At 64.6% G+C, this 17,755-nt stretch carries 14 protein-coding genes and 3 pseudogenes; all 17 read right to left on the reverse strand.

All coding sequences use genetic code 11. The features are described from left to right. Window positions 1-10 precede the first annotated feature (10 nt). The 17 genes and pseudogenes from JZY91_RS06045 to pgsA all read right to left on the reverse strand — a co-directional run bounded on the left by JZY91_RS06045 (window position 11) and on the right by pgsA (window position 17,754). On the reverse strand, window positions 11-1,852 hold the full coding sequence (locus tag JZY91_RS06045; RefSeq protein WP_234946998.1) for a bifunctional UDP-sugar hydrolase/5'-nucleotidase: 1,842 nt from the start codon (window positions 1,850-1,852) through the stop codon (window positions 11-13). Beyond that, window positions 1,849-2,286 (reverse strand): hypothetical protein, encoded by a 438-nt coding sequence (locus JZY91_RS06050; protein ID WP_234946999.1) that lies wholly within the window; start codon window positions 2,284-2,286, stop codon window positions 1,849-1,851. Before JZY91_RS06050 ends, JZY91_RS06045 begins: the two co-directional genes overlap by 4 nt. Window positions 2,287-2,460: 174 nt before the next feature. Next, window positions 2,461-4,669: pseudogene (locus JZY91_RS06055) on the reverse strand (bifunctional (p)ppGpp synthetase/guanosine-3',5'-bis(diphosphate) 3'-pyrophosphohydrolase). A 77-nt stretch (window positions 4,670-4,746) separates the two neighbouring features. Beyond that, window positions 4,747-5,289 carry an adenine phosphoribosyltransferase gene (locus JZY91_RS06060; RefSeq protein WP_234947000.1) on the reverse strand — a complete coding sequence of 181 codons (543 nt, stop codon included), beginning with the start codon at window positions 5,287-5,289 and terminating at the stop codon, window positions 4,747-4,749. 34 nt (window positions 5,290-5,323) lie between these two features. Continuing rightward, entirely contained in the window at window positions 5,324-6,949 is a 1,626-nt protein-coding gene (locus JZY91_RS06065; RefSeq protein ID WP_234947001.1) for an ABC transporter substrate-binding protein, read from the reverse strand. A gap of 24 nt (window positions 6,950-6,973) precedes the next feature. Continuing rightward, complete coding sequence (gene secF, locus JZY91_RS06070; protein WP_234947002.1) at window positions 6,974-8,179, reverse strand: protein translocase subunit SecF; 1,206 nt, start codon at window positions 8,177-8,179, stop codon at window positions 6,974-6,976. Between the two features lie 2 nt (window positions 8,180-8,181). After that, a pseudogene (gene secD / locus JZY91_RS06075) lies at window positions 8,182-10,081 on the reverse strand (protein translocase subunit SecD). A 207-nt stretch (window positions 10,082-10,288) separates the two neighbouring features. Then, on the reverse strand, window positions 10,289-10,585 hold the full coding sequence (gene yajC, locus JZY91_RS06080; RefSeq protein WP_234947003.1) for a preprotein translocase subunit YajC: 297 nt from the start codon (window positions 10,583-10,585) through the stop codon (window positions 10,289-10,291). Window positions 10,586-10,610: 25 nt separating this feature from the next. Next, window positions 10,611-11,687 carry a Holliday junction branch migration DNA helicase RuvB gene (gene ruvB / locus JZY91_RS06085; RefSeq protein WP_234947004.1) on the reverse strand — a complete coding sequence of 359 codons (1,077 nt, stop codon included), beginning with the start codon at window positions 11,685-11,687 and terminating at the stop codon, window positions 10,611-10,613. Window positions 11,688-11,697: 10 nt separating this feature from the next. Further along, window positions 11,698-12,309, reverse strand: a complete 612-nt coding sequence (gene ruvA / locus JZY91_RS06090) for a Holliday junction branch migration protein RuvA (RefSeq protein ID WP_234947005.1) — start codon at window positions 12,307-12,309, stop codon at window positions 11,698-11,700. A gap of 18 nt (window positions 12,310-12,327) precedes the next feature. Then, complete coding sequence (gene ruvC / locus JZY91_RS06095) at window positions 12,328-12,870, reverse strand: crossover junction endodeoxyribonuclease RuvC (protein WP_234947006.1); 543 nt, start codon at window positions 12,868-12,870, stop codon at window positions 12,328-12,330. Between the two features lie 7 nt (window positions 12,871-12,877). Beyond that, window positions 12,878-13,630, reverse strand: a complete 753-nt coding sequence (locus tag JZY91_RS06100) for a YebC/PmpR family DNA-binding transcriptional regulator (RefSeq protein WP_234947007.1) — start codon at window positions 13,628-13,630, stop codon at window positions 12,878-12,880. A gap of 103 nt (window positions 13,631-13,733) precedes the next feature. Then, a pseudogene (locus JZY91_RS06105) lies at window positions 13,734-14,527 on the reverse strand (acyl-CoA thioesterase). A 10-nt stretch (window positions 14,528-14,537) separates the two neighbouring features. After that, complete coding sequence (locus tag JZY91_RS06110) at window positions 14,538-15,032, reverse strand: hypothetical protein (RefSeq protein ID WP_234949071.1); 495 nt, start codon at window positions 15,030-15,032, stop codon at window positions 14,538-14,540. Between the two features lie 11 nt (window positions 15,033-15,043). After that, window positions 15,044-16,138, reverse strand: coding sequence for a glycosyltransferase family 4 protein (locus tag JZY91_RS06115; RefSeq protein WP_234947008.1), 1,095 nt, complete (start codon window positions 16,136-16,138; stop codon window positions 15,044-15,046). 2 nt (window positions 16,139-16,140) lie between these two features. Then, on the reverse strand, window positions 16,141-17,094 hold the full coding sequence (locus JZY91_RS06120; protein ID WP_234947009.1) for a phosphatidylinositol mannoside acyltransferase: 954 nt from the start codon (window positions 17,092-17,094) through the stop codon (window positions 16,141-16,143). Window positions 17,095-17,118: 24 nt separating this feature from the next. After that, on the reverse strand, window positions 17,119-17,754 hold the full coding sequence (pgsA, locus tag JZY91_RS06125; RefSeq protein WP_234947010.1) for a phosphatidylinositol phosphate synthase: 636 nt from the start codon (window positions 17,752-17,754) through the stop codon (window positions 17,119-17,121). Between the last annotated feature and the right edge of the window lies 1 nt (window position 17,755).

Raw genomic sequence — 17,755 nt, forward strand, 5'->3', positions numbered from 1 at the left:
CGCTAAATGATTACCACTGTGCCTGGATCAGGGAAGCAATCGGGAAGCCCGCGTTGGTGACCAGGAAGCCACCGAGGCCGATTGCGATCAGGATTGCGATTGAGGTGCCGATGATGGTGCCTGCGAGCGCCTTGCTTGCGGAGGAGCCAGAGGTGGTGTTGTCGCCGGTGTTGCCACCCGGTGCGGTGCCGGTGTCGCCGCCCTTGCCAGCGACGGTGACCGGCATGGTGACCTTGGTGCCAGCGTCGGTGGTGATCTCCAGGGTCTGAGCGCCGGTGACGCCAGCCGGAATGTTCAGGGTCACGGTTGCGCGACCCTGCTCGCCGTAGCCCTTATCAGCGTCGGTGACGTTGTTGTCAACCTTGGCGGTAGCCTTTGCCTTGCCAACCTTGACGGTGACGTTCTGAGCCTTCGGCTCGCCCTCGGAGGAGTAGGAAAGCGAAGTGAGCTTGATCTCGTTCTTGCCAGCCTTCAGGCCACCCTCCGGCAGGACGACACCGACGTCCTTCTGGCCCTTGCGGACCTCAATGCTGTCAGCGTTGAGGTGGTCGATCAGAGCTTGGGTGTCGTTGTAGCCAATGTCCAGACGCTCGATGATCTTAGAAGGATCAAGGAAGTCGTCACCACCCTCAAGCAGGAAGGTGGAGGCAGCGAACGTGTACTCCTTGTTCGGATCCAGATTCGCACCGTTGATAGTGAGGTTCTGAATACGCTGGCCGCGCGCCGCCTCAGGGTTGTAGGTGTAAGCCACGTTGTCGGAGAGGCCCATGTCCAGGCGAGGACGGCCGGAGGAGGCCGTCTTCTCCTCGGTCTGCCACTGGTTCTCGAGCATCTCCTTAAGGGTGGAACCCTTGATTTTTGCGAAGGAAATGCCGTTGCCGAAGGGCTGAACGGTTACAGCATCCTTGTAGGTGATCTCGCCCTTCGGCAGATCGTCGCGCACGCCGCCTGCATTCATGATGCCGAAGTCGATCTCGCGACCCATGTACTTGCTCAGTGACTGAACTGCGGACTGCGCCAACATGTTGTTTGCAGTGGACTCGGTACCGCGGTTAGAACCAGGCTCCGCGCCCGGGTTGGAACCACGCTTGAAGTCAGCCTTGGTAGTCGCGACAACTTCCTTGCCCAGCTCGTCAGCATTCTTCTTCGCTTCGGTGACGATCTTCTCAACATTTACATTCGGGGTGATCTTGAGATCGGCCAGCTGAGAAGCGTCGATGAAGTTGTAGGTCGGCTTGCCAACAACTTTCTTTGCCTTCTTGTCGTACTGGAAGTCCATGTCAATGACGGTCTTGCCGTACTCCCACGCCTGCGCGTAAGGAACCGGAGCATCCGCGTTCTCGTACACCACGTGAGAATCGCCACCGAAGAGGAAGTCAACGTACTTCGCGTCGAGCTTATCGGCGCGCTCCTTCGCATCATCGTGGATCAGTGCGATGACAACGTCAGCCTTGCCGGCATCCTTGAGCGCCTTAGCTTCCTTGTTCACCCACTCAGCGGAATCCTTGATGTCCACTGCGGCGACGTTGGACGGTGCGGACTTCGTGACGGTGAGGGTCGAGGTGGTGCCGATCAGTGCAACCTTGACACCATCAACATCGACAATGTTGTAAGGGTTGACCTCGCGGGTGTCGGTCCCCTTCAAGAAGATGTTAGCGCCGAGCTGGGTCTGGTTCTTCCACTTGGTGTCATCGGCGGAAGTGACGTTCTGGTGTTCAACGGCCGTCTCGCGCATGATGCGGCCGGTGATGTCGGAGTAGCCCTGATCGAACTCGTGGTTGCCCACTGCGCTGCCGTGGGTGCCGATGGCCTGCAGGAAGTCCATCGTTGGCTGATCCTTCTCGTTAATCATGGATACGAAGCCGGAGCCACCCTGGTTGTCACCGGGAAGTCCATCGTTGGCTGATCCTTCTCGTTAATCATGGATACGAAGCCGGAGCCACCCTGGTTGTCACCGGAGTTGGTAACAATGAGGTTCTCGTTCTGTGCACGCAGGTAGTCGATGATGCCAGCCACACGTGCCGCACCCATCTCGTCACCCTTCTTCGGGGTTTCGACCTTTACGTCCTTGCCCTTATCGTCCTTCACCGCGTTGCCCGCAGCGTCCTTCTTGGTCGTGGTAGACGGCTTGTATTCGAGGCGGCCGTGGAAGTCGGTGAAGTTCGCGACCTTAATGTCGACGATGTTGCCATTCTCATCAGCAAACGCGACGGGGACGCCGGACAGAATGACAGCGGTTGCGGTGGTGGCAGCGACGAGGCTACCTACGCGACGGAAAGAAAACACGGAAAGCTCCTTAGGGTGACAACAGGTTCACCCCACTTTGTAACCGTGTCCCAAGCCACACGCAGGACTCTGTTATGGTTCTGACAGTTTGAACTGCGAAGCTAACCTCGAGGTCAGGAAAAATTCACTTTTCTGTCACACCGTATTCGCCCAAAAGCTACGAGCGGCAGTCGCTTACGCTGTCACCCGGTAGATGTCGAAGACGCCCTCAACGTTGCGGAGCTGGTTCATAATCTGGCCGAGCTGTTTGATGTCGGAGACTTCGATGGTGAGGCGCACCGTAGCCACCCGATCATCCCCCGCTTGGGATGAAAGTGCGAGGATGGGCAGCTTCTGCTCCGATAGCACGCCGGTAAGCTCTGCGAGCAAACCGTTGCGGTCCAGCGCCTCAACCTGGAGGGTGGCGCGCGAGGCGCTTCCGGTGCCGCTGGCGTTGGCCCACGCGACGTCGATAAGCCGCTCCGGCTCCTCGCGCAGCTTGGCCGCATTGGTGCAGTCGCCGCGATGCACGGAGACTCCCCCGCCACGGGTGACAAACCCGAAGATTTCATCACCCGGCACAGGCTGGCAGCACTTGGCAAGCTTGGCCATCACGTCCGGGCTACCCTGCACAAGGACGCCGGGGCCGTCATGCCGCGACGCACGCTGGATGATCTCGGCTCACGTGCTGCGCGGACACGTTGCCGGCGCCAATCGCGGTATACAGCGCGTCTACGTCCGGGTAGTGCAGCTGCGTGGCAACGCGGCGCATAGATTCCGCGGTGAACAGGCGGTGCATGGGCAATCCGCCACGCTGCACCTCTGCCGCTAGGGCATCGCGGCCAGCTTCGAGGTGCTCCTCGCGGCGTTCTTTGGCAAACCACTGGCGGATCTTGGACTTCGCGCGCGGGGAGACCACGAAGTCTTGCCAATCCCTGGACGGGCCGGCGTTCTGGTCCTTGGAGGTGAAGATCTCCACGCGGTCGCCGGACTTGAGTTCGGACTCCAGCGCAACAAGTTTGCCGTTGACCTTTGCGCCAATGCAGCGGTGGCCAACCTCGGTGTGCACCGCGTAGGCGAAGTCCACCGGGGTGGAACCGGCGGGCAAGTTCACCACGTCGCCCTTCGGGGTGAACACGAAGATCTGCTGGCTGGTCAGGTCGTAGCGCAGCGAATCCAAGAACTCGTTCGGGTCCGCCGCTTCCTTCTGCCAGTCCAGCAGCTGGCGCATCCACGCCATCTGGTCAACCTCGGCCTGATCACCCTTGTGGGAGCCCTTGGTTTCCTTGTAGCGCCAGTGGGCAGCCACGCCGAACTCTGCGTTGTAGTGCATCTCATGCGTGCGCACCTGCACTTCGAGGGGCCGGCCGGTGTCCGTCATCACCGTGGTGTGCAGGGACTGGTAGACACCGAAGCGCGGGTTGGAGATGTAGTCTTTGAACCGCCCCGGCATGGGCGAGTACAGGGCGTGCACCACACCGATCGCGGCGTAGCAATCATGCACCGTGTCTACCAGGACGCGGATGCCCACGAGGTCGAAGATCTCGTTGAACTCGTGGCCGCGCACCACCATCTTCTGATAGATGGACCAGTAGTGCTTCGGCCGCCCCATCACTTCGCCGTCAATGCCGTTGGCGCGCAGCTCCGCCTGGAGCTCTGTGGTGATCTCGTGCAGCGCCCGATCGCGCGACGGGGCGTGGTCCGCCACTAGCCGCACAATCTCCTCGTACTTTTTCGGGTAGAGGATGGCAAAGGCGAGGTCTTCCAGCTCCCACTTCACACTGGCCATTCCCAGGCGGTGAGCCAGCGGTGCGATAACGTCCAGCGTTTCGCGCGCCTTCTTCGCCTGCTTTTCCGGCGGCAGGAAGCGCATGGTGCGCATGTTGTGCAGCCGGTCCGCCACTTTGATCACTAGCACGCGCGGATCTTCCGCCATGGCCACGATCATCTTGCGGATGGTTTCCGCCTCCGCGGCAGCCCCCAAGGCAACCTTGTCCAGCTTGGTCACACCGTTGACCAGTCGGGCAACTTCGGGGCCGAACTCCTCGGTCAGCTGCTCCAGGCTGTAATCGGTGTCCTCCACCGTGTCGTGCAGCAGGGCGGCAACCAACGTGGTGGTGTCCATGCCCAGCTCGCCGCAGATGGTGGCCACGGACAGCGGGTGGGTGATGTACGGGTCGCCCGACTTGCGGTACACGCCCTCGTGCAGCCGCTCCGCAGTCTCGTAGGCGCGATTGAGCAGCTCAACGTCCGCCTTCGGGTGGTATTTCCGGTGGATGGAAAGCAGCGGGTCCAACACGGGATTCGTGCGCGCGCGCCCGCCACCGGTGAGAGACCGCGCGAGGCGGGCAGACACGCTTCGCACAGTAGGGCCGGAACGCTTCGTGGGTTTATCGTGCGTCACCGTGTGCCCTCCGAATCCAGGGGTGAAATTGAACGTCGTAAAGCAAAGAAAGCTCTAGTTTAGCGCCCCGGAGTTGGCTACTGGCCCACCACTACCACGGTGCCCTCCGGGAGCTTGTCGCGGCCGCCGAGGCCTTCAACCTCCAGGACCACCACGTAGCCAACGACCTGTCCGCCCGCGCGCTCGATGAGGTCGGTCGCGGCTACAAGCGTGCCGCCGGTTGCCAGCACGTCGTCCACAAGCACGACCTTCTTGCCCGCCAGGTCCATGCCGTTGGCGGGGATTTCCAGCGCGGCGGTGCTGTACTCCGTGGTGTACTCCTGGGTGATCACCGGCGGGGGCAGCTTGCCCTTCTTGCGAATCGCCAGGATGCCAAGGCCCATGTCATACGCCACGGCGGAGCCGAGGAGGAAGCCGCGCGCGTCAAGGCCGCCGATGATGTCCGCACCGAGGGCCTCGCAGGCGCGGGCCATCTCCTCGATTACGGCGTGCAACGCGTCCGGATCGGCGAGCACCGGCGTGAGGTCCTCGAACAGCACGCCCTCCTCCGGGAAATCTGGCACCCGGCGGATCTTCGCCGCGAGGGCTTCCTTGGCAGATGCGTAGGGGTTTTCGGACATGGTGCGGGCTTCCTCGGTTCTTGAGTTGCGGGAGTTAGGGCTGGGTGGCTTTGAACTGCCAACGGTTCATGTTCCAGCCAATGCCGGACAACCCTGTGTACGGCACTACGTTACCCACGTTGCGGTCAATTGCGAACGTGACGGGTTGGGCAGCCAGCGGGATTGAGGGCAGGACGTTCCACAGGAAGTGCTCCTGCCCGGCGATGGTGCTCAAATTCTGGGGCCGGTTGCTTGCCGCCGGGTACTCCATCAACGGGTCGATGGGCCGTAGCACCGCGTCCACCGTGCCCTCGGCGATGATCTCCTCGCCCCACTCCCCGTATTGGAACCGCGGCAGGTCTGCCAGGGACTTCCCGTCGCCGGTCACGTCCACGATCGTGATGCCGGCAGGTTCGCAGCTTGCCCGCATCGCCTCGATCATCGCCGCGTAACGCTCGCTTGGGTACGGCGCACCGATGCGCACTTCGGTACCGGCAAGGGCGCTTGCAGCGGCGATATCCACGTCTAGGCGCTGCTGGGCAGCCCCCTCCAGCCGCTTCGCCAAGGGGTCGTCCCACTGCACCACGTGCAGCGGGGCGACGGGGACATCAATGCCCGCGACGGCAGAAGACGCAGCGGCGACTCCGCGCGGATCCACGCAGCGGGACAACGCCCGACGGTTGTCCTGGTAGGACCACGTGCCCACCTCAGGGAACGTCAGCACCTCGGTGAGCTGGCCGACGGTGGATGTGACATCAAGCCTGTTGCCCTCTGCGTTCGGGTCGAACCAGGGAGCCTTGGCATCGCGCAGGTCCCCCACCATCAGCTCGCCGCTTTCGGCAAGCTCTGCCGTATCGACGGAACCGGGCCACACCACAAGCTCCTGTTCAATAGGAGCGTCGCCGTAGTAGAACTCGTTCGCGGCCAGCGTGACCTCGCCGTGCTCCCCCACGCTCTGGATCACGTACGGGCCGAAAGAGACCTGCAGATCCGGATCGAAATTGTTGAGGTCGAAGCCGTGGCGCCACACTTCAGCGATTGGTCGAAGCCGGGAGAGTTCGCCGGAATACAACGCATCGTCCAGCTCCTCAACGCTCATCTCCAGCTTGGCGGCAACTGCATGTGAGGGGAGCACGGTCCCTGCCTCGAAGAGGCCGCGCCACCGGGCGCCGCGCCCCTCCTTGAAGATGAGGGAAAATTCCTTGCTGCCGGGGGTGCAGGTGAGCTCCGCCGTGTCGTCGAACAGCGGCATGTGGGAGCCGAAGATCTCCGGGTTGGTGCCCGCGGTGAATGCCAGCAGGTAATCCGAACACGTCACCGGCGTGCCATCCGAGAACACCGCCTCTTCCGAAAGGGTGTAAATGACGCGGCTGCCGGCACCGGGGATCGCCTGGGTGGTCACCAGGTCCGTGTTCGGGATGCGCTGCCCCTCCGGCCCCGGCACGTAGACGCCGGGATAGAGGCGGCCGGAAAGCTTCTGCGCAAGCGTGGTATTGCCCTCAAGAGAGCCGGCATTGGTAGTGGGCAGCTCTCCCGCCACTTGGTACCCGGCAATGGGTTCCGCAGCTACTTCTTCGGCACGATCACCGCTGCACGCCGCAGCCCCCAGTGACAGCGACACAGCAAGGGCCGCCGCAACTTTCTTCCTGCGCGCAGCGAACACCCGTCTCACGTTTCCCACGCGAATAGTCCCTTCCTCCGAGCGCTAGCGCGCGGTGGGGCGCCACGTGGTAGAGCCCCCGCGGGTCTCCGGGTATTCACGCGGCGTTTCGGCAGACGCAGGGGAAGCAACGCGGGAAGACACCGGCGCGGTGACGGTGCGCTTGGGGGTTGCCACTGCACCGTCGTCAAGCACCGTGCCCTCAGTGCCCTCTGTGCCCTCCGCTGCCGCCGTGCGCGAGGCGCGGAAGGCCGCGACCTCCTCGTTGTGGCGCTTGTACTTGTCCTTGCGCTCCACCAGGCTGACCAACAGCGGGGTGGCCAGGAAGAGGGAGGAGAAGATGCCCTCGATCACGCCGATGAGCTGGATCAACGCGAGGTCCCGCAGCGTGCCCACACCAAGCATCCACACGGCAACCACCATGAGAGCGATGATCGGCAGCGCGGAAATCACGGAGGTGGAGATGGAACGCATCACCGTCTGGTTCAACGCCAGGTTCGCCTCTTCTGCGTACGTGGAGCGGCGTGAATCCAGCACTCCGGAAGTGTTTTCCTTCACCTTGTCGAAGACGATCACGGTGTCGTAGATCGAGAACGTCAGCACCGTGAGCAGACCGATGATCATCGCCGGTGTGACTTCGAGGCCGAACAGGGCGTAGATGCCCATGATCAGCACGCCATCCACCAGCAGGGCCACCATCGCGGCAACCGCCATCTCGCGCTGCAGGCGCAGCGCCACGTAGATTGCCGCCGCAACCAGGAACACGCCCATGGCAAGCAGCATGCGCTGGGTAATCGTGTCACCCCAGGACTCGGATACCGTCGAATCACCGATCGCATCGGCGCTCGGCTGCCCCTCCTGGTTCAGGGGCTGGTATTCGTCGAAAATCGCCTGGCGCGCCTGGTCGATTTGCTCCTGCGTGAGGTGCTGCGAGTTGATCTCCAGTGTGCGCGCGTCGCCCGCACCAACAATCTGCGTCAGCTCCGGGGTCACGCCGGTGGCATCGATGAAGGTCGCCTCCACCTGCTCTGCCACCAGGTCGCCCGCGGGCATGGACATCTTGGTGCCGCCCTCGAAATCAATACCCAGGTTGAACCCGCGCAGCAGCATCGCAGCGACGGCCACAACCAGAAGCGCCATCGTAATGCCGTACCACGTCTTGCGGCGCCCGACGAAGTCGATTGCACCCTCGCGCGTGTAAATCCGCTCCCAGCGGCCGGTGTCCACGGTGGTCTCTACAGCAGTGCTCATGTCTACTTCTCCTCCGTGGTTGGGGCTTTCACGCTTGCCGACGCTCGATTTTGACGCCCCACTTCAAAAGCCTTCGCCATGCCGTTGACACTCGGCTTGGACCAGAACTGGCTGCGGGACGCGAGGATGAGCAGCGGTGCGGTGATCAGGAACGTGACAACCAAGTCGAACACCGTGGTCAGACCCATGGTGAAGGCGAAACCCTTCACGTCGCCCACGGCCAGGAAGTAGATGATCACTGCGCCGATGAGCGTCACCATGTTGCCGGTGATGATCGTGTCCTTCGCGCGGTCCCAACCGGACGCGGTGGCGGAGCGGAAGGTCTTGCCCTTGCGCACCTCATCCTTAATGCGCTCGTAGATGACCACGAAGGAGTCCGCCGTGGTACCGATACCGATGACCAGGCCGGCGATGCCGGAGAGGTCCAGCGAGTAGCCGATCCAGCGGCCCAGCAGCACCAGCGAGCCGTAGACCAACAGGCCAGCGGCGAACAGGGTGAACAGCGAGATCAGGCCGAACAGGCGGTAATACGCAAAGACGAAGATGGCCACCAAGAGCAGGCCAACCAGGCCGGCGTAGATGCCTGCCTGCAGGGAGGCCAGGCCGAGTGACGGCGGCACGGTCATCGCAGTACCGCCCGGCTCGCCGTTCTCGCCAGCGAAAGACAGCGGCAGCGCGCCGTAGCGCAGGTTATTCGCCAGCGCCTCCGCCTCTTCCTGGGTGAACTGGCCGGTAATGGAGGTCGCGGAGCCCACCGGGGTGGCACCCTGGATCACCGGCGCAGAGATCACCTGGGAATCGAGTGTGATGGCAATCTGCTGGCCAATCAGCGCGTTGGTTAGCTGCGCCCACGTCTGGGAGCCGTTGTACTGGCCATCCTGGCTGAACGCGAAGCTGGGCAATCTGCTGGCCAATCAGCGCGTTGGTTAGCTGCGCCCACGTCTGGGAGCCGTTGTACTGGCCATCCTGGCTGAACGCGAAGCTGATTTCCATTTGGCCGGTCTGGATGTTCGGGCCACCGGTAATCGCGCGGCTGGTGTCAATCTGCTCGCCGGTCAAACGCGGACCATCTACATCCGTCACGCCGGTCAAAAGCGGCACCTCGTCCAGCAGCATGGCCTGGCCGGTGGAGGGGTCGCACGCGATCAGGGGCAGAGCCTCTTCATCCGAGCCCGCGAGCGGATCGGTCTCCTGGCCCATGCAACGGCTGGACATCAGCACCAGTGCGGCGAACTGCTGCGTCGGATCCGTGGACTGGCGGGTGTCCTGCAGGATTTCAGTGGTTGCCCTGCGACGCTCGGACGCCTCCACCGGGCCGTTCGGCTCCGGCAGCTCAGTTGCGTTCACCTTCGGCGCCTCTGCGGCCGGGGCCGGCTCGGCGGCCTCTTCGCCCTCGGCGGCGGCCTCTTCGCCCTCGGCGGCGGCTTCCTCGCCCTCGGCGGCAGCTGGCTCTTCTTCCGGCGCCAGCACCAAGTCAACGGCGCTCTGCGCGCCCTCCTGGGAGATCACGCCATACTCCACCCACTTCGTCGCCGTGTCCATCAGCACATCTTCGAGTGCTTCCGGATCCGGCATGGGCGGGTTCAGCACGGGGCGGAACAGCAGCTGGGAGGTCTGGCCGATGTTGCGGACCTCAGACGTGTCGTCGCCAGCAGCGGTGATGACCAGGGTGTTACCGTCCACCACCACGGAAGCGCCGGACACACCCATGCCGTTCACACGCTGCTCAAGGATGTTGCGTGCATCCTCGAGCTGCTCGCGCGTCGGCTCCGCCCCCTGCGGGACGAGGGTTACGCGGGTACCACCCTGCAGGTCAATACCCAGCTTGGGTGATGCGGCCTTGTCGCCGGTGAAAAAGACCAGCGAATAAACACCGATGACAATAAGCGCGAACAACGCCATGGCCCGCAGCGGCCATTGACGCGATGCCCCGCCGGATCGCCGAGTGTGTGTAGACGACACTGAGCTTGCTCCTCTATTTTTCCTTGCATTTTCGCGCCCCGGTCACCGGCATCGCGGCGCATCAAGGCGCGCGAATGTCTCGCCCACGGGGCGTGCACATCGCAACATGCTACGGCATGGGGCCCGCGATCCCTATGTTGCGTCGACCTACGGCGCGGGCGTTTCTCCTTCGACCGGGATCTCAGACACAGGGTCCACCGTGCGCATTACGCCAGCGATCTCCAGCTGCACCACGGTGCCCGGTGCGATGTCAAGGTCGACTACCTCGCCGCGCTTGCCCACAACGGTGCCGTGCAGACCAGCAACGGTGATGATCTTGTCGCCGGGTTGAAGCCCATCACGCATGGCCTGCACCTCCCCCTGGCGCTTGCGCTGCGTGCGCATGAGCAGCATCGGCGGGACCAAGAACAGCAGCAGAATTATGAGCAGTGGCAGAAACTCCATGCCGGGCATTGTGGCATACCCACCGCTAGAACAGATCCAGCTGGCCCGGCGCATCCGGCGGCGGGGTCATGCCCAAGTGGTGCCACGCGGATGCCGTTGCCACGCGCCCGCGGCCGGTGCGCGCCATGAGTCCCGCGCGCACAAGATAGGGTTCGCAGACCTCTTCCACCGTGCCGGGCTCTTCGCCCACTGCGATGGCGAGCGTGTTCACGCCAACTGGCCCGCCGCCGTGGCCGCGGATCAGCGAATCCAGCACGGCACGGTCCAGCCGGTCCAGCCCAAGCTCGTCCACGTCGAAGACGGCGAGCGCGGCGCGCGCCGCCTCCAGGTCCACGCGACCATCCCCGTTCACATCTGCCCAGTCCCGTACTCGCCGCAGCAAGCGGTTGGCAATACGCGGCGTGCCGCGCGAGCGGGACGCGATCTCCACCGCGGCATCGTGATCAATATCCACTCCAAGGATCCGCGCGGCGCGGGTGACCACCTTGGTCAGATCCTCAACGTCGTAGAACTCCATCTGGGCGGTGAAGCCGAAACGATCGCGCAGCGGGCCGGTGAGCATGCCCGCGCGAGTCGTTGCCCCGACGAGCGTGAACGGCGGGATCTCCAACGGAATCGACGTTGCGCCCGGGCCCTTGCCCACAATCACGTCGATGCGGAAATCCTCCATCGCCATGTAGAGCATTTCCTCGGCCGGCCGGGCGATGCGGTGGATTTCGTCGATGAACAGGACGTCGCCCTCCATCAAGTTCGACAGCATCGCGGCAAGATCGCCGGCGCGTTCCAGCGCCGGTCCGGATGTCATGCGCAGAGACGTCCCCAGCTCCTGCGCGATAATCATCGCCATCGTGGTCTTACCAAGGCCAGGCGGGCCAGACAGCAGGATGTGGTCCGGGGTAACTCCGCGGCGGCGCGCACCAGCCAACACCAGGTTCAGCTGCTCGCGCACCTTTGGCTGGCCAATGAACTCGTTGATGGATTTGGGGCGCAACGTCTTCTCAACATCGCGCTCTTCGGGCTGCACTTCAAGGCCGACCAAGGAATCGTCGGCACGCCCGAAGCCCTCCGGGAGCGTGAATTCGGTCTTCTCGATGTCGGACATGCTGCCTCCCCTACTGCTTGCCCAGCTGGGTCAGCGCCGCGCGAAGCAGGGCGGAGGTCGGCGCGTCCGGGGTTTCGGCAGCGAGCGTATCGACGATCGGCCGAGCCACCTTCTCACTAAAGCCCAGCCCAACAAGCGCTTCAACCACCTGCTCTGTGGCGTAGGTGCCGGTAGCTGCGGGCTGCGCCGAGCCTGCAGCGGTGCCAGCGGGCTCCGCGGCCAGCCCCTCCACCTTGTCCTTGAGCTCTAGCACGATGCGCTCCGCCATTTTCTTGCCTACGCCGGGGATGGTCTGGATGCCCTTCGCATCGCCTGCTGCAATGCGGGTGGCCAGTTCGCCTGGCTCGAAGACCGCCAGCGCAGCCAGCGCGAGCTTGGGGCCAAGCCCGGTGACGGTCTGAAGTTTGTGGAACATGGTGCGGCCGTCCGCGTCGGAAAAACCGTACAGCGTCACCCCGTCATCCTTGACCACCATGGATGTGAGCACCCTGCGGGTCTCGCCGCGCGTCAGCCTGCCAAGGGTGGGTGGGGTGGCCAGGAAGCGGTAGCCAACACCCGCGCATTCGATGACCGCGTGGTCGAGGCCAATCGCAATGACCTCTCCGTTGAGCGAATCAATCATGGTTGCCTGGTCCTTTCACTAACCCCAACCGCCGGCACGGGCAGAAGTGCCAAGGGCCTCCGCCCGGGCGATGAGCGGCGCTCGCCAGCAGTGGCACACCGCAATGGCCAGCGCGTCCGCCGCGTCGGCGGGCTTCGGCGCCTCGCTCAGCCCCAAGATGCGGGTGATCATGTTAGTCATCTGCTTCTTATCCGCCCGGCCATTGCCGGAAATGGCCTTCTTCACCTCGGACGGCGTGTATTGGTGCACCGGAATGCCCCGCTCAGCGGCGGCCAGTACCAGCACGCCGACGGCGTGAGCAGTGTGCATGACAGTGGAGACGTTGCCGCGCTCGAAGATGCGCTCCATCGCCACCACATCCGGCTGATACTCATCCATCCAATCCCCCACCGCGCGGGAAATCCGCAGCAGGCGCTCCGACAGTTCGGCGGAGGAGGGCGTGCGCACCACGCCCACGGCAACCGGCAGAATTTGGCGGCCCCGACCGGCCTGCACGATGGATAGGCCGCAACGGGTCAGACCCGGGTCAATGCCCATCACGCGCAGACCCTCGAGGCTCATCTGCGTATTAATCCTCGAGCTGTGCAGCGACCTCGTCGGAGATCGACATGTTGGTGTACACGTTCTGCACGTCGTCCGAATCCTCGAGCGCGTCGATGATGCGCAGCATCTTCTTCGCGCCCTCCGCGTCCATCTCCACCTGGACGTCTGCACGGAACTCCTGGCCGGAATCCTCCACCTCGATGCCCTCACCGGCAAGTGCCTCGCGCACCGCGGCCAGGTCAGTCGGCTTGCACACAATCTCGAACTCTTCGCCGAGGTCATTGACTTCCTCAGCGCCAGCGTCAAGCACTGCCATCAGCACATCGTCTTCGGTCAGCTCACCCTTGGCAATGGTGACAACGCCGGTGCGCTCGAACATGTAGCCCACGGAGCCGGACTCGCCCAGGTTGCCGCCGTTCTTGGTCATGGCAGTACGCACATCCGTGGCGGCGCGGTTGCGGTTGTCCGTCAGGCACTCGATGAGCACGGCCACGCCGTTGACGCCGTAGCCCTCGTACATCACGGTCTCCCAGTTGGAACCGCCGGCAATCTCGCCGGAGCCGCGCTTGCGCGCACGCTCGATATTGTCGCCCGGGACCGAGGCCTTCTTGGCCTTACGAATCATGTCGTCCAGCGTCGGGTTACCAGCCGGGGCACCGCCGCCGGTACGCGCCGCCACCTCAATATCCTTGATCAGCTTCGCCCACAGCTTGGAACGCTTTGCGTCGTTCGCGGCCTTCTTGTGCTTCGTCGTCGCCCATTTAGAGTGGCCAGCCATCTCGCACCCCTTCTCCCGTAATCTTCCGTACGCTAATTCGAATAACGGGTGCCCAGTATACGCGGGCGCGCCAAATCGCCCGCTAACCGCTCGTCGCCCGCCGCTACTTGTCGCGGACAGGCACTTGCGTGGCACCCGCGCGCAGATCACGCGCCAGTCCCTCCTGGGTGACCAGCGCCACGAGCTCACCCCGCGCGTTGAAAATGCGGCCCTGGGCCAGCGCACGGCCGGACGCGGCAGAGGGCGAAGCTTGGCGGTAGAGCAACCAATCGTCCACACGCAGCGGCCGCAAGAACCAGATAGCGTGGTCCAAGGAAGCCAGCTGCACCTCATAGCCGGGGTGCGCCTGCAGCGCGGAGAACAAAATGGTCATGTCGGACATGTAGGCGAACGCGCTGGCGTGCACCGCGTCATTGTCCGGCAGTTCGTGCCCGCATGTTCGGGGCCGTTATCCAGGTCGTGGGGCAGGTCCCGCTGCACCGGTACGTCTTCAGGGGCGGGCACCTCCGGCATCGGCTCCGCATGTTCGGGGCCGTTATCCAGGTCGTGGTGGAAGCTCGCCGTCATGGTGAAGCAGCAGGTTTCCCCCTGGAACGCCTCCACAGAGCGGGAGGCGAAGCTCCGCCCGTCCCGGTGGCGGCGGACGCGATACGTCGTCTGCCTATCCGCATCAGCCGGCGCCAGGAAGTATGCGTGCAGCGAGTGCACGAGCTTCTCCGGGCTCACGGTGCGCGTCGCCGCCTCCAGCGCCTGGGCAACCAGATGCCCGCCAAAGGTCCGGTGAAATACCTCGGTGTGCATCTCGGGGCCGCAGAACGCGTCATTGCCAAGGTCCTCCAACCGAAGCACCCGCACAAGATCAGAGTCGTAGGAGCCTGTATCCAGCGGTGAGGTCATACCGCGCAGACTACTCCGCAGCGCCGGGGCCCGCCGGAAGCTGCCCCAACGCCGCATATTCCGGCAGTGCCGCGGTGCCGCCGAGGCGCAACGTTCGCACCAACGGGCGCAGACGCAGCGCGCGCGTGTCCGCTACAGCATCGTTGTAGAACCGCAGGGCCAGCATGACCCGCGTGTCCGCATCACGCAGCTCCCGCTCCGCCGCGCTGTCTGCGCCATCCCCGCCCGTCGCAGCTCTGTGTACCGCTACCTCCGCGGCCAGCGCGTCTTCCTTATCCAGGCGCGAGCGCAGGTCCCGATCACTCAGGCGCACTTCTTCGGTGGCGCGCGCAGCACCGGCCGCCGCGGGGAGGGTCGCGGCGATCACGGCGCAGCGCCGGTCCAGCGCCGCCTGCAGCGCGTCGCGCGAACGGTCCAGCCGGATGTGCAGGCGGTTCAGCCGCTGCGCCGTCAGCACCGCCCACACGGCAAGCGCGGCAACCGCAACAGCCACAAGCAGCCACATCAGCGCGCTACTCACCGCGCCACCCGCACCTTCTCGCCCGTGGCCACCGTCTCGTAGACGGCCATCACCTGATCCGCCACGCGCGCCCAGTCATACACCTCAGCGCGCCGTGTGCCGGCTTCGATGAGGCGGCTGCGCTTCGAAGGATCGTCGATAAGCAAGGAAAGCTCCTCGGCCAGCGCCTCCGCGTCGCCGACGGGGAAGAGCACGCCGGCAGGCGCTGGAGCCCCGGCGTTGCACACCGCGGCGAACGCCTCGATGTCGCTGGCCACCACAGCGCAGCCCGCCGCCATCGCCTCCACCAGCACAATGCCGAAGCTTTCGCCGCCTAGGTTCGGCGCGACGTAAATGTCCGCGCGCCCCAGGATCTCGGCCTTGCGCTCCTCGCTCACCTTGCCCACAAAGTCCACGCCCGGCACCTCCCGCGGGTGGCCGCCGCCGATCACGGTCACTTTCACCGGGGCTTTGAGCTTATCGACGGCACCTAGCAACACCTCAAGGCCCTTCCTCGGCTCATCGATCCTGCCGAGGAAGACGATTTCAACCTGGTTGCCCGTATTGGGCGCGGTGCGCGCGGCAACGAAGCGCGCGGTATCCACGCCGTTGGGGATGACCACCGGATCGGTGCCCACCTGCTCCACCTGCCAGCGGCGGGCGAGTTCGGACACCGCGATGCCGCCGCGGATCTTCTCCAGGTTCTTGCGCATGACTGGAAGCGCGGCTTTCAGGGCGACCGAAGACGTGGCCGAGGTGTGGTACGTGGCCACGATCGGGCCCTCCGCGACCCGGACCGCGGACATGGCGTAGCTCTGCGCGTTCGGCTCGTGCACGTGGAGGACGTCGAAATCTCCGGCCTCGATGAACGCCTTGGTAGTGCGCCCGACCTGCGGGCCGACGGCCAGGCGCGCTACCGAACCGTTGTAGCGCACCGGCACCGCCGCCCCGCCGCGAGTGACGTAGCCGGGCAACTGGGTGTCCTCGGATGCGGGGCCCAGCACCTCGACGTGGTGGCCGCGTGCGCGCAGCACTTCCGCCAAGTCCAGTACGTGGGCTTGGACGCCGCCCGGTTCGTCGAAGGAGTACGGGCACACCATGCCGATGCGCATGTCTACCTCCCCTGCTGGCCGGGGCGTTTTCGACGCGGGCGCTGGGGCCGATCCGCCGGCCAGAGCGGCTGCAGCATGTGCCAATCCCCCGGGTGCGCCGCGATGTTGGCGGCGAAGCCGTCCGCCACGCGCTGCACTGTGGAGGCAAGGTCTGTGACCTCAATCGCGGGGTCCACCTTCAGACCCCATCCGGGCCTGTTCTTCCGGCGCGGTTCATCCCGCCCGTCCTGGCTGTCTGTGTACCAGGAGTGCACCACGAAAAGTTCCGCGCCGGTGTCCATCGCCAGCTTTGCCGGCCCGACAGGGAAGGTTGTTTCCTCCCCGAAGAACGTGACCGGCACGCCGCGGCCGCCCATGTCGCGCTCTCCCATCAGGCACACGATGCCCCCGTCCTCCAGCACCTCGCGGAGGCGCTCAAACGGCGGGCGCTCCCCGCCGGTGAGCGGCAGCACCTCGAAGCCCATGGATTCGCGGTACTCCACAAAAGCGTCGAACAGCGCTTCCGGCTTCAGCCGCTCCGCCACCGTGGCAAAGCCGCCGTAGTGCTTGGCCAGGAATAGGCCGGCGAAATCCCAGTTGCCCGAGTGCGGCAGGGTCAAGACCACGCCCTTGCCCTTCGCCAGCCCAGCCTCGAGGTACTCCAGCCCCTCCACGCCAGCGGCGTACCGGGCGAGCAGATCCTCGTCCTCAGCGATCCGCGGCAGCCGGAACGCCTCCAGCCAGTACCGCGCGTACGAGCGGACAGCATCACGGACCAACTCCTGCGTCACGTGCTCCGGCCCGACTACGCGCGTGAGGTTGCGGCGCAGCATCTCCATGCCCTTGCCGTCGTCGGACATGCGGTCGGCGCCGGCTCGGAAGAGCGGCCAGGTGACTCCAGGTGGCAGCGCCCCGATGATCTTCCACCCGGCAATGTAGCCGTAGGCCGTGAGCGTCTCGCGGATGCTGTTACCCATGCTTTTCCCTTCTGCGGCCCCGGTTTACGCCCCCGGCGGGGGTGGCAGGACAACGTTCGCCTTCGGGTCCTGGTGCGCGTACTTGAGGCGCTGCACCACAGTGAACGCAGAGCCGACGACCAGAATCCAGATAGCCGCTTCCACCGCATGCGGCACACCGAAGCCCTCCAGACCCAGGCCCACCAGCGCGATGATGAGGCGCTCCGGGCGCTCCACCAGGCCGCCGACAATCTTCAACCCGCCGGCCTCGCCGCGGGCCTTGATGTAGCTGATCACCTGGGACAGCACTAGCACCACCAAGCACGCCGCAACGTGTGCTGGCCCAGCGTCTGCCACGTACACCAGCCACATCGCGATGGCGCCGAACAGCGCGCCGTCCGTAATCCGGTCGCAGCTTGCATCCAACGTGGCGCCAAACGCCGTGCCTCCGCCGCGCAGCCGCGCCATGGTCCCGTCCACCATGTCAAACGCCGCGAACAACCCGATCAAGATCGCTGCAGCAACAAGGTGGCCGGTGGGAATGAGCACCACGGTGAGCAGTACGGAGATCGCCGTGCCAGCGATTGTCACCACATTCGGGGTCAGCCCCGCGCGCAGCATGGCGTTGGCCACGGGCTCGACGTACTTGCGCACCGGTTTCCGTCCGTGGACGCTCAGCATG

This window comes from Corynebacterium sp. CNCTC7651, assembly GCF_021496665.1.
Lineage (GTDB): Bacteria > Actinomycetota > Actinomycetes > Mycobacteriales > Mycobacteriaceae > Corynebacterium.

Coding starts and splice junctions, on each gene's coding strand:
- yajC (WP_234947003.1), bottom strand. CDS start 10,585: ATGGAGTTTCTGCCACTGCTCATAATTCTGCTGCTGTTCTTGGTCCCG.
- JZY91_RS06045 (WP_234946998.1), bottom strand. CDS start 1,852: ATGATTAACGAGAAGGATCAGCCAACGATGGACTTCCTGCAGGCCATC.
- ruvB (WP_234947004.1), bottom strand. CDS start 11,687: ATGTCCGACATCGAGAAGACCGAATTCACGCTCCCGGAGGGCTTCGGG.
- JZY91_RS06120 (WP_234947009.1), bottom strand. CDS start 17,094: ATGGGTAACAGCATCCGCGAGACGCTCACGGCCTACGGCTACATTGCC.
- JZY91_RS06110 (WP_234949071.1), bottom strand. CDS start 15,032: ATGTGGCTGCTTGTGGCTGTTGCGGTTGCCGCGCTTGCCGTGTGGGCG.
- JZY91_RS06060 (WP_234947000.1), bottom strand. CDS start 5,289: ATGTCCGAAAACCCCTACGCATCTGCCAAGGAAGCCCTCGCGGCGAAG.
- secF (WP_234947002.1), bottom strand. CDS start 8,179: ATGAGCACTGCTGTAGAGACCACCGTGGACACCGGCCGCTGGGAGCGG.
- ruvC (WP_234947006.1), bottom strand. CDS start 12,870: ATGAGCCTCGAGGGTCTGCGCGTGATGGGCATTGACCCGGGTCTGACC.
- pgsA (WP_234947010.1), bottom strand. CDS start 17,754: ATGCTGAGCGTCCACGGACGGAAACCGGTGCGCAAGTACGTCGAGCCC.
- ruvA (WP_234947005.1), bottom strand. CDS start 12,309: ATGATTGATTCGCTCAACGGAGAGGTCATTGCGATTGGCCTCGACCAC.
- JZY91_RS06115 (WP_234947008.1), bottom strand. CDS start 16,138: ATGCGCATCGGCATGGTGTGCCCGTACTCCTTCGACGAACCGGGCGGC.
- JZY91_RS06100 (WP_234947007.1), bottom strand. CDS start 13,630: ATGGCTGGCCACTCTAAATGGGCGACGACGAAGCACAAGAAGGCCGCG.